Consider the following 11,193-nt stretch of genomic DNA (forward strand, 5'->3'; position numbering starts at 1 on the left):
GTATAGCAGGCGGGCCGGTGTCCGGTGGGCAGGCATGGCCGCCACCGGCCCTAATCGGCGATCAGCAGCGGCACGCCGCTGTGCTGCAGACTGGCCAGTTTGTGCGGCTCGGCGTCGGCCTCGATCACCAGCCGGCCGATGTCGCGCATGGCGGCCACCGCGAACGGTGACGCGGTGCCGAGCTTCTCGTTGGTGACGGCGAGCACGATCTGGTTGCACTGGCCGACCAGCACGCGCTTGAACGCCGCTTCCTCGGCGATGGTGGTGCCGACGCCCAGTTCGATGTCCACCGAGCAGGTGCCGAGAAAGCACACGTCGGGGCGCATGTCCTGCACCGCCAGCGTCGGGATGCTGCCCAGCGTGCCGCCGACGCGGTGATCCATGCGCCCGCCGATGACCAGCACCTCGAACTGGCTGCGGCCGAACAGCACCGCGGCGATCGGGATCGAGTTGGTGGCCACCGTCAGCGGCATGTCCGGCAGCGCGCGCGCGATTTCCAGATTGGTGGTGCCGGCGTCGAGGAACACGAACTGCCCCGGTTGCAGCAGGCGCACCGCCGTTGCGGCCAACCTTGCCTTGCGCGCCACGTTCTCGTGGCTGCGCTCGATAAAGCTGCCGGTATTGGGTGTCATCGCGATGGCACCGCCATAGACACGCTGGCAGATGCCGGTGGCGGCCAGCTCGCGCAGGTCGCGGCGGATGGAGTCCTCGGACACGCCCAGCGTCTGCGCCAGTTCGGCGGCCAGTACGCGGCCTTCCTGCTGCAGGCGCTGGCGGATGTACTGGTGGCGGTCGCTGGGCAGGGCGATCGCCGGCGGACGTTCTTTGCGTGCTTCGGTGTTCATGAGGGCGGCCTCGGTTAAAACAGGCAACATCGTGCAGCACTGTGCAGCCGTGGTCAAATCCGGTGCGGTTCATGGCAATATTTCTGCCGGTTTGTGCGTGATTGTTTGCCTGTTTGTTCGTGAAGGTGCACAATCATGCCTGTTGTCGCCATTTTTTCTCTGGGGGAGATTGACATGTTCCGCGCCATTGCCACCGATCTTGACGGCACCTTGCTGGATGCCGAATCCCGCATCACCCCGCGCAGCGTTGCCGCCCTGCGGCGCGCCCACGCCGCCGGCTGCAGGCTGATCATCGCCACCGGTCGCCACTACCGCGACGTGCAGTTCCTGCTGGATGGCATCGCACTGCCGATTAGCGTGATCAGCGCCAACGGCGCACGGGTGCACGCGGTGGATGGCACGCCGCTGGCGGCGGCCAACCTGGCGCCGGCGCTGGTGCAAAAGCTGGTGCAGCCGGCGCTGGTGCGCGACGTGGAGCTGGCGTTGTATCTGGACGACCGCAAGCTGGCCTGCCGCTACACCGGCTCGCTCAATGGCTATCTCGACCGCGCCGAGGTGCACGCCAGCCTGGCCGACTACCATGGCCGCGACGTGGCCAAGATCATCTATTGCGGCGAGCCGGCGCAACTGCGGCTGGTGGAGCAGGACATCCGCTACCGCTTCGACGGCCAGCTGGCGCTGACCTATTCGCAGGACTGCTATCTGGAAGTGATGGCGCCGGGGGTGAGCAAGGGCCAGGCGCTGCAGCAGCTGCTGGCCGGCATGGACATCGCGGCAGAGGATTGCGCGGCGTTTGGCGACGCGATGAACGACGTCGAGATGCTGCAGCTGGTCGGCCACCCGCACCTGATGGCCAATGCCAGCCAGCATCTGCAGCAGCAGGTGCCGCGCGGGCGGCACATCGGCCACCACGCTGAGTCGGCGGTGGCGGCGGTGCTGGAGAGCCGTTTCGCCGCGTATGGCGTCTGAGCGATTGCCGGCCCCTGAATGACAAAGCCGCCCGGTCTCCCCGGGCGGCTTTTGCTTTGGTGCGTCGCGCTCAGGCGGCCATGCCGCGGAACTGGCGCACGCTGTCGCCCAGCTCCGCCATCAGCTGGTCCAGCCGCACCGTGGCGTGGGCGATGGTGTCGGTTTCTCCGGACAGGCTGCGGGTGGCATCGCCGACGGCGCCGATATCGCCGGCAAAGCGGGCAAAGCCGTCATTCTGGCTTTGTTCCGCTTGCGATACCTGGCGCAGCAGGCCGACCAGCGCGTGGGTGTCGCTGATGATGCCGCTCAGCCGCTGTTGCGCATCGACGGTGTTCTCGCGGCCGCTGCGCATCTGCGCGTTGCCTTCGCGGATCGCCTCGATTGCCTGCTTGGTGCCGTTCACGATCAGCTGGATCTTCTGTTCGATGTCCAGCGTCGCGCCCTGGGTGCGCTCGGCCAGCTTGCGCACCTCGTCGGCGACCACGGCAAAGCCGCGGCCCAGCTCGCCGGCACGGGCGGCCTCGATCGCCGCGTTCAGCGCCAGCAGGTTGGTCTGGTCGGCGATGTCGCGGATCAGCTGCACGATGCCGCCCACCTCGGTGCTGCGCTGGCCGAGGTCTTCCATGCGCTCGGCGGCGCGGGCGATGACGCCGCCGGCCTGGTTCAGCTGCTGTACCGCGGTGTCCATCGCAGCTCCGCCGGCACTGGCGGCCTGGCCGGTGGTATCGGCCATGCTGGTAGCGCTCAGCGACTGCTCGGTGTTCTGGCTGGTGGTGACTGCCATCTGCTGCGCGATGGCGACCATGGTGTCGGCGCGCTGGCGCTGCTCGGACATGGTGCGCGCCATCAACTGGGTACTGCTGGCGATGTCGCGGCTCTCGCTCTCGGCGGCGTCGAGCAGGCGGGTGACCTGCGCCATCATCTGCTTCATCGCCGCGGTGGCGCGTTCTGCCTCCTCACGTGCCGATTCCAGCTTTTCGAAGGAGCGTGACTTGGCGCGTTCGTAGGACAGCCCCAGCGTCAGGATCACCAGCGTCAGGCCGATCAGCGACTTGGCCTGCAGCGCCGGCAGCTCGCTGTGCGGGATTGGCGATGTCGGGATGTCGCCGGCGGCGCTGAGCGCGAACATCAGGCCGATCATGGCAAAGCTGAGCAGCGTCCACACGATGCCGGAGCGGCGGCCGCTGACGAAGATGGCGGCAAACGGGATGATGGCGAACCACATGATGCTGGTGGAGAGGATGCCGCCGTTGACATATACCATCCAGCTGACCATGCCGAACATCGACAGCACGATGCATTCGGCCACCAACGGTAGTGCGCCGCTGAGCTTGAGCAGCAGCGGCCCCAGCAGCAGCGCGAGGCCGCCGACGAGGATGCCGCTGCCCATCAGCGGGTGGTGCAGCTTGAAGTAGGAGAGGGCAAACAGCGGGGCAATGGTACCAGCCAATAGCCCGACGCTAATGACGGTACGGGCCCGGATCAGGGTGTCCGGGGATTGCCGGACGCTGTCCGGAATGAACCACTCGGTGATGCTGTTCAAAGACATCTGTGTTTCCTCGCGTTGTGTCGTGCGCTATGGCCTGATGGCGTGGGCACGTTTTATCGTTATGTTTTTTATAAAGCGGGATTGATACTAAAACAGTTGTTTGAAACCATCAAGCGGGTGCCGAAGGCGTGCTTTCTTTTGTTGCGTCAGGGGTTTGCAAGGTTGGCCGCAATGAAAAAGCCCGGTCATGCAGGCATGACCGGGCGGGCTGGGCGGGCTGGGCGGGCTGGGCGGGTGTCGCGGCGGGCGTTTAGCGGCTGAACTGGTCGGCCTGGATCGCGGTCAGCGCGATGGTGTAGACGATGTCGTCCACCAGCGCGCCGCGCGACAGGTCGTTCACCGGCTTGCGCAGGCCCTGCAGCATCGGCCCGACCGACACCACGCCGGCGGAGCGTTGCACCGCCTTGTAGGTGGTGTTGCCGGTGTTGAGGTCGGGGAACACGAACACGGTGGCGCGACCGGCGACCGGGCTGTCCGGCGCCTTCTGGCGGCCGACGCTCTCCACGCTGGCTGCGTCGTACTGCATCGGGCCGTCGATCAGCAGTTCGGGGCGTTTCGCGCGCGCGATGCGGGTCGCCTCGCGCACCTTCTCCACGTCGTCGCCGCTGCCGGAGGATCCGGTGGAGTAGGAGATCATCGCCACTCGTGGCGTAATGCCGAAGGCGGCGGCGGAGTCCGCGCTCTGGATCGCGATGTCGGCCAGTTCTTCCGCGCTCGGGTCCGGGTTCACCGCGCAGTCGCCGTACACATAGACCTGGTCCGGCATCAGCATGAAGAACACGCTGGAAACCAGCTTGGCCTCCGGCGCGGTCTTGATCAGCTGCAGCGCCGGGCGGATGGTGTTGGCGGTGGTGTGGATGGCACCAGATACCAGGCCGTCGACCTCGTTCAGCGCCAGCATCATGGTGCCCATCACCACATTGTCTTCCAGTTGCTGCTCCGCCATCGGCGCGTTGAGGCCCTTGCTCTTGCGCAGCGCCACCATCGGCGGCACGTAGCGGGCGCGGACCTCGTTGGGGTCGACGATCTCGATGCCGGCCGGCAGGGTGATGCCCTGCGCCTCGGCCACCTGCAGGATCTCCTGGCGCTCGCCCAGCAGCACGCAGCGGGCGATGCCCTTCTCGTGGCAGATGGCGGCGGCGCGCACCGTGCGCGGCTCGTTGCCTTCCGGCAGCACGATGCGCTTGGCGGCGCGGCGCGCCTTTTCCATCAGCTGGTAGCGGAAGGCCGGTGGCGACAGCCGTTTCTCGTGGTGTTCGCCGATGCGCTGGCGCAGCTGGCTGGTGCTGATGCGCTCGGCGACGAAATCGACCACCCGTTCCATGCGCTCCATGTCGTCGGCCGGCACCTGCCGGCTCATGGTCGAGATCAGGGTCGCGGTTTCCAGGGTGTTGGTGTCGATGGATAGCACCGGCAGGCCGCTGGTGAACGCCTTGTGGCACAGCTGCGCCACGCGCGGGTCCGGCTCGGCGTCGCAGGTCAGCAGCAGGCCGGCCAGGGGCACGCCGTTCATGGTCGCCATCGCGGTGGCGAGTACGATGTCCTCGCGGTCGCCGGGGGTGATGATCAGCGCGCCGGGTTTCAGCAGCTCGACGATGTGCGGCACCGAGCGTGCCATCACCGAGATGCTGCGCACGCGGCGGCGCGTTAGCTGGCCGGCGTGCAGCAGCTTGGCTTTCAGATAGTTGGCCACGTCCAGCGTGCGCGGGGCCAGCAGCTCCGGCTCGAACGGAATGCCGCCGAGGCAGGCAATGCGCCGGCTCTGGATCAGGCGGCTGGACTCGGTGATCTCTGCGGCCAACGTTGCCGGGTCCTGCTCCGCGCGCAGGCGGTTGAGGATGTAGCCGGCGATCTGCCGCGGCTGGCCACCGAAGGCCTGGATGGTGATTTCCAGCTGTTCCGCCAGCGCATGGCTGGGCAGCTGGTCGGCGGCGCCGACCAGGATCACTTCTGCCTGCAGCGTGCGTGCGATCTTGCTGTTGATGTAGGTGGTGAATACCCGCTGCTGGTCCTGCACCAGGCCTTCCACGATCACCACATCGACGCCGGCGGAGGCGCGCTGGAACAGGTGCACCACCTCTTCCATCAGTTGGTCGAGCTGGCCCTGGCTTAGCAGCCGTTCGGCATGATCCATCGCCAGCGGCTCCGGCGCGTTGAGGCGGCACAGCTCGCGGGCAAAATGGGTGGAGCGCTCCGGCTCGCTGGTGTCGCTGCCCTGGGCGATGGGCTTGACGAAACCCACCTTGAGGCCATCCTGTTCCAGTGCGCGGATCAGGCCCAGCGAGACCGAAGTCAGGCCGGCATCGACACCGATCGGGGCGATCAGAAAAGTATGCATCACATGCTCCTCAGGCTGCCGGCTGGCACAGTACGGCGGTGTCCAGTGCGATCATCAGCTCTTCGTTGGTGTTGATGACCAGTGCCGGGGTGCCGCCGTCGCGGGTGATGCGGCCGCCCTTGCCGCGGAAGGCGGCATCGTTGGCCGCAGGGTCGAGTTCGAGACCGAGGAAGCCGAGCTGGCGGATGACCTTGGCGCGCAACAGCGGCGAGTTTTCGCCGATGCCGCCGGTGAACAGCAGCGCATCCAGCCGGCCCAGCGCCACCGTCATCGCCGCGATCTGCTTGGCCAGGCGGTAGGCAAACACTTCCAGCGCAATCTGCGCGCCGGCATGGCCGGCGGCAGCGGCGTCTTCCAGTTCGCGGCAGTCGCTGGACAGTTCGGACAGACCGAGCAGGCCGGATTGCTTGTTGAGGATGTCGGTCACGCCCTGGATGTCGGTATTCAGCTCGGCGGCAAGGTAGCCAAAGATTCCCGGGTCAATGTCGCCGCAGCGGGTGCCCATCACCAGGCCTTCCAGCGGCGTCAGGCCCATGCTGGTATCGACACTCTTGCCGTTCAGTACCGCGGCCACCGAGGCGCCGTTGCCCAAGTGGGCGCAGACGAAGGCGGATTCCACCAGCGGCTTGTCCAGCATTTTGGCGGCTTCGGCGGTAACAAAGCGGTGGCTGGTGCCGTGGAAACCGTAGCGGCGCACGCCGTGCTCGCGGTACAGCGCCATCGGCACTGCATACAGGTAGGCGTGCTCGGGCATGCTCTGGTGGAAGGCGGTGTCGAATACGGCCACCTGCGGCAGGCCGGGGAAGCATGCCATGGCGGTGCGGATGCCCAGCAGGTTGGCCGGGTTGTGCAGCGGGGCGAGGCGGGCGCAGCCTTCGATGGCGGCCAGCACGGCATCGTCGATCAGGGTGGACTGCTTGAAGGTCTCGCCACCGTGCACCACGCGGTGACCAATGGCGGTGACGGTTTGCGTCAGCCCGCGTTCGTCGAGGTAAGCCAGGATCGCCTTCATGGCACCGGCGTGGTCGCCTTGCGCCAGTGTCAGCTCAACCTTCTTGCCGTCCTGCTTGAAGCTGATGCAGGCATCGGCAATGCCGAGTTTTTCGGCAATGCCGGTTACGGCAGTGCACTGGCCGGCGGCGTTGATCAGTGCAAATTTCAGCGACGAGCTGCCGCAGTTGATGACGAGTGTGTAATGAGTCATGTCGGGTCCGTTAGCATGAAGACGTCTGATGGAGGTCTGTGCTGGTGTTGCGTTCTTTTTATTGAGATGCTGCTGCGCCTGCGCCGGCAGCGTTTGGCCGCCGGCAGGGATACTGATGGATAACCGGTGATTATCCGCTATTTTGGTGCGATGCACCATAGCGGGTTTGCCCGCTGCCGGCGGCATGGCGGCCAAGTTGAATATACGGTTGCCACGTTGCAATGCAATGAATAACAAGGAATTTTTTCAGAAAACCGGACGAGTGCCGGTCATGGCCGTTTCTTTTGCAAAAAACCTGATCCGGCATGATCGCGTGGCCGGAAAACGCTTGCCCGGGGTCCGGATTTGGCCGAAAATGCCGCCCCTGACCGCTTGGGCGGATCACGCAAGGCCGTGTTCCGGCAAGTGTTTTATGGCACTCCGTAAACTCGTCAAAAGCGAGATTCGGCTGGTCTTATATCTTCTTCCACGGAGGTGTGGGAATAATGTCTGATCTGGCTTCGTCCCAGTTGCTCAAGGCGCCTGCCACACAGCTGCCTGTCTTTACCTATTTCGATCCGGCGTACTACGTGCTGGAACAACAAGTCCTGTTCGCCAATGCCCCACAGTATTACGGCCACGAGCTGATGGTGCCCAATGCCGGCGACTATCACACGCTGGACTGGCTCGGCCACGGCAAGATGCTGAAAAATGTCGATGGCGACATCAAGCTGATCTCCAACATCTGTCGCCACCGCCAGGCGCTGATCTACAAGGGGCGCGGCACCGGCAACCACATGGTGTGCAATCTGCACGGCTGGACCTACGACAACGGTGGCCAGTTGATCGGCGCGCCGCACTTCCCGGAAACGCCGTGCCTGAACCTGAACCAGACCGGGCTGACCCGCTGGCAGGGCCTGCTGTTCGATGCCCGCCGCAACGTTGGCCGCGACCTGGAACAGCTTGGTGTCGCCAAGCACATGACTTTCGAGAACTACGGTTATCACAAGTCACTGACCACCGAGTACGACTTCAACTGGAAGACCTTCATCGAAGTCTACTCCGAGGACTACCACGTCGATCCGTTCCATCCCGGCCTCGGCAATTTCGTCGATTGCGCCGACCTGAAGTGGGAGTGGGGCGATCACTACCACGTGCAGACCGTGGGCGTGAAGAACAAGCTGGCCCGCTCCGGCAGCAAGGTGTACGGCAAGTGGCACGAAGAAGTCATCAAGCGCTACGCTGACCAGCAGCCGGAATTCGGCGCCATCTGGCTGACCTATTACCCGAACATCATGATGGAGTGGTATCCGCACGTGCTGGTGATCAGTGTGGTGATTCCGCGCGGCCCGGAGAAGTGCACGGTGATCACCGAGTTCTACTACCCGGAAGACATCCTGTGGTTCGAGCCGGAGTTCATCGAGGCGGAACAGGCGGCCTATATGGAAACCGCGGTCGAGGACGACGAGATCTGCCTGCGCATGCACGAGGGCCGCAAGGCGCTGTGGCTGCGCGGCGAGAGCGAGGTCGGCCCGTACCAGTCACCGACCGAAGACGGCATGCAGCACTTCCACGAGTTCTATCGTCGGCAGATGGGTGAACATCTGGCTGGCTAAGACCGTGTTTTGTGCGGCACAATAAAAGGGCGCGGATTTCCGCGCCTTTTTTGTCTGTCGGGCTATCATGCCATTTGTATTGAGCGTACTGCTTTCCGTGTTGTTCTCCGGGTTGGCCACGGCGGCGACCTATCGCAATCCCTACCTGGGTGTCACCATCAATGTGCCGGCGGCGTGGCAGGTGCGGCCGCATAGCGACGAGATGCTGCGCATCGTGCCGCCGCGGCAGGAAGACCGCGAGCGCGGCGGCGTGCAGGTGCAGGTCAGCCGCCAGCTGTTGCGCGGCAAGGAGCCGCTGAGCCGTCTGGCTGCGCGTTATCGCCGCCCCGACGATACGCGCGAGGCGGCGCAGGTGGTGCGCCTCGACCGGCTGCGCGGCCGGCTGGTGCTGTCCTATCGCGAGGGCTTGTACGTGCAGAACGGGCTGTGGATCGTCAGCCAGCAGCTGGTGGTGTGGCAGCAGCAGGACAATGGCCGCTACATCAAGGCGCACTGCAGTGCCAATGCCGCGGAGTATGCGCGCTACCAGCGCGTGTTCGCCGATATCTGCCTGGGCCTTGCGGTGGCGAAAAAGGCGGGGGCGGGCGCATGAGTCGTCTCGGTTCCGGCTGGATGGTGGTGGCGGCGCTGTGCTTCGCGCTGATGAGCCTGTTCGCGGCGCAGGGTTCGAGCACGCTGCCGGCGTCCGAGGTGCTGTTCTATCGCACCTTCATCGGCCTGCTGGTGCTGCTGCCGCTGATGTGGCGGCGCGGCGAATCCTTGCGCAGCCCGCACTGGGGCGCCCATGCGCAGCGCAGCCTGATCGGCTACCTGTCGATGGCGATGCTGTTCTATGCGCTGAGCCGGTTGCCGCTGGCGGCGGCGGTGACGCTCAATTACACCTCTTCCTTGTCCTTCGCCCTGTGCTGCGTGCTGTTGCGCCGCGAACGGCTGCCACCGGCGGTGTGGTTCGCGCTGTCGCTGGGCTTTGTCGGCATCGCCTGCATGTTGCGGCCAACCTTTGACGCCGGGCAGTGGTTCGCCGGGCTGATGGGGTTGGGCTCCGGCCTTGGCGCCGGGCTGGCGCTGTCCCATGTGCGCGAGCTGGGCGAACTGGGCGAGCGGCCGTCGGTCACCGTGTTCTGGCTGTTCTTTTTATCCTCGCTGTTCGGCCTGTTGGTGGTGCTGTTCAATGGCGGCTTTCATGCGCTGGACGGGGTGCAGCTGGCGCAGATGCTCGCCGTCGGGCTGATGGGTCTGGCCGGGCAGCTGGCGATGACGCGCGCCTACAAGGAAGGGCGCAAGTTCGTGGTGTCCAGCCTGGCCTACCTGACGGTGGCGTTCTCGGCGCTGATGGGGCTGTTCCTGCACCAGCAGCAGTTGCCCCCGCTGTCCTGGTCGGGCATGGCGCTGATCATCGGTAGTGGCATCCTGGCGGCGAGGCGCTGATGGCCGGCGCCTTGTGGATGGTGCTGGCTGCGGTCAGCTTTGGCCTGATGGGGGTGTTCGTCAAGCTCGGTGCGGCGACGCTGGATGCGGTGGCGCTGGTGTTCTGGCGCACGCTGTTTGCGGTGCTGCTGCTGGGCGGCGTGGCGCTGCTGCGGCGGCAGCGCTTCGCCACGCCGCAGCTGGGGCGTCACCTGAAGCGCGGCCTGATCGGTTACACCTCGTTGCTGGCCTATTTCCATGCCATCAGCCACCTGCCGCTGTCGACGGCGGTGACGCTCAACTACACCTCGCCGATGTTCCTGGCGCTGCTGTCGGTGCTGCTGCTGAAAGAAAAACTGTCGCGACACGCGCTGCTGGCGCTGCTGCTCGGCTTTGTCGGGGTGACGCTGCTGTTGCGGCCAACCTTTGACGGTGCCGCGTGGCAGGCCGGGCTGCTGGGGCTGGGCTCCGGCTTGCTCGCCGGCTGGTCCTACCTGCACGTGCGTGAACTGGGGCAGGCGGGCGAAGCGGAGTGGCGCACGGTGTTCTACTTCGCACTGATCTCGACGCTCGGCGGCGGCCTGTTGCTGCTGGGGCGGCCGTGGCAACCGCTGACCGCGGCCAACCTGCCGTGGGTGCTGGGCCTCGGTGCCACCGCCACCGTGGCGCAGCTGGCAATGACTCGCGCCTACAAGGTTGGCCGCAAGCTGCTGGTCGCCAACCTGTCCTATCTGACGGTGGTGTTTTCCGCGCTGTTCGGGGCGCTGCTGTGGCAGCAGCGCCTGGGTGTCGGCGAGCTGCTGGCGATGGCCTTGATTATTGTCAGCGGCATTCTGGCTGGCAGGCGCTAATATTCGGAATGCCAGTCCCATTAATCCCTTTTCAGCCAGGAGCTACACCATGATTTCCATCCGCGAACAAGATTACGGTCTGGACGTTGCCCTCTACAACGAATTCACGCTTGGTGATTTCAAGCTGTTCGAGGAGGCGCTGCTCAAGCGCAGCGGCGAGCACGACAAGCCGGACGTGCTGCTGGACCTGTCGGGCATCAAGGACTTCACGCTGGACATGGCGATGGAAGAAATTCGCTTCATGCGCGCCCACGAAAACGAATTCGGCCGCTTTGCCGTGGTGGCCGACGACAGCTGGATCCGCCTGGCGGCACACCTGTCCGGCCTGCTCACCCGCGTGCCGGCGCAGTACTTCGAAACGGTGGAAGAAGCGCAGGACTGGCTGATCCACTCGGCGGCAGCTTGATTTTCCGGCGTATGCCGTTACAGTAGCGG

10 protein-coding genes are annotated in these 11,193 nt (G+C 65.2%); 6 read left to right on the forward strand and 4 right to left on the reverse strand.

What is annotated here, in order from left to right; all coding sequences use genetic code 11:
• Positions 1 to 50: 50 nt before the first annotated feature.
• On the reverse strand, positions 51 to 845 hold the full coding sequence (locus IE083_RS01705) for a DeoR/GlpR family DNA-binding transcription regulator (RefSeq protein ID WP_189351911.1): 795 nt from the start codon (positions 843 to 845) through the stop codon (positions 51 to 53).
• Positions 846 to 1,019: 174 nt separating this feature from the next.
• Between IE083_RS01705 and IE083_RS01710 the strand changes: the two genes are divergently transcribed.
• A complete protein-coding gene (locus IE083_RS01710; protein ID WP_189351912.1) occupies positions 1,020 to 1,814 on the forward strand; it encodes a Cof-type HAD-IIB family hydrolase in 795 nt (264 codons plus the stop codon).
• 70 nt (positions 1,815 to 1,884) lie between these two features.
• Here the strand turns inward: IE083_RS01710 and IE083_RS01715 are convergent, their stop codons facing one another.
• The 3 genes from IE083_RS01715 to IE083_RS01725 form a co-directional block, all read right to left on the reverse strand.
• Positions 1,885 to 3,363: a methyl-accepting chemotaxis protein gene (locus IE083_RS01715; protein WP_189351913.1), complete on the reverse strand. Its 1,479-nt coding sequence runs from the start codon at positions 3,361 to 3,363 to the stop codon at positions 1,885 to 1,887.
• A gap of 250 nt (positions 3,364 to 3,613) precedes the next feature.
• Complete coding sequence (gene pta / locus IE083_RS01720) at positions 3,614 to 5,701, reverse strand: phosphate acetyltransferase (RefSeq protein WP_189351914.1); 2,088 nt, start codon at positions 5,699 to 5,701, stop codon at positions 3,614 to 3,616.
• 10 nt (positions 5,702 to 5,711) lie between these two features.
• Positions 5,712 to 6,905 carry an acetate kinase gene (locus IE083_RS01725; RefSeq protein ID WP_189351915.1) on the reverse strand — a complete coding sequence of 398 codons (1,194 nt, stop codon included), beginning with the start codon at positions 6,903 to 6,905 and terminating at the stop codon, positions 5,712 to 5,714.
• A gap of 485 nt (positions 6,906 to 7,390) precedes the next feature.
• On the opposite strand from IE083_RS01725, the gene IE083_RS01730 reads away from it, so the two are divergent.
• From IE083_RS01730 to IE083_RS01750, 5 genes are all read left to right on the forward strand, one after another.
• Positions 7,391 to 8,500, forward strand: coding sequence for an aromatic ring-hydroxylating oxygenase subunit alpha (locus tag IE083_RS01730; RefSeq protein ID WP_189351916.1), 1,110 nt, complete (start codon positions 7,391 to 7,393; stop codon positions 8,498 to 8,500).
• Positions 8,501 to 8,567: 67 nt separating this feature from the next.
• A complete protein-coding gene (locus IE083_RS01735; RefSeq protein WP_189351917.1) occupies positions 8,568 to 9,092 on the forward strand; it encodes a hypothetical protein in 525 nt (174 codons plus the stop codon).
• Positions 9,089 to 9,928, forward strand: coding sequence for a DMT family transporter (locus IE083_RS01740; RefSeq protein ID WP_229799545.1), 840 nt, complete (start codon positions 9,089 to 9,091; stop codon positions 9,926 to 9,928). Before IE083_RS01735 ends, IE083_RS01740 begins: the two co-directional genes overlap by 4 nt.
• Positions 9,928 to 10,758 (forward strand): DMT family transporter, encoded by an 831-nt coding sequence (locus IE083_RS01745; protein ID WP_229799546.1) that lies wholly within the window; start codon positions 9,928 to 9,930, stop codon positions 10,756 to 10,758. Before IE083_RS01740 ends, IE083_RS01745 begins: the two co-directional genes overlap by 1 nt.
• Positions 10,759 to 10,807: 49 nt before the next feature.
• Entirely contained in the window at positions 10,808 to 11,164 is a 357-nt protein-coding gene (locus IE083_RS01750) for a SpoIIAA family protein (RefSeq protein WP_189351918.1), read from the forward strand.
• Positions 11,165 to 11,193: the final 29 nt, after the last annotated feature.

This window comes from Vogesella fluminis, assembly GCF_014652335.1.
Taxonomy (GTDB): Bacteria; Pseudomonadota; Gammaproteobacteria; order Burkholderiales; family Chromobacteriaceae; genus Vogesella; species Vogesella fluminis.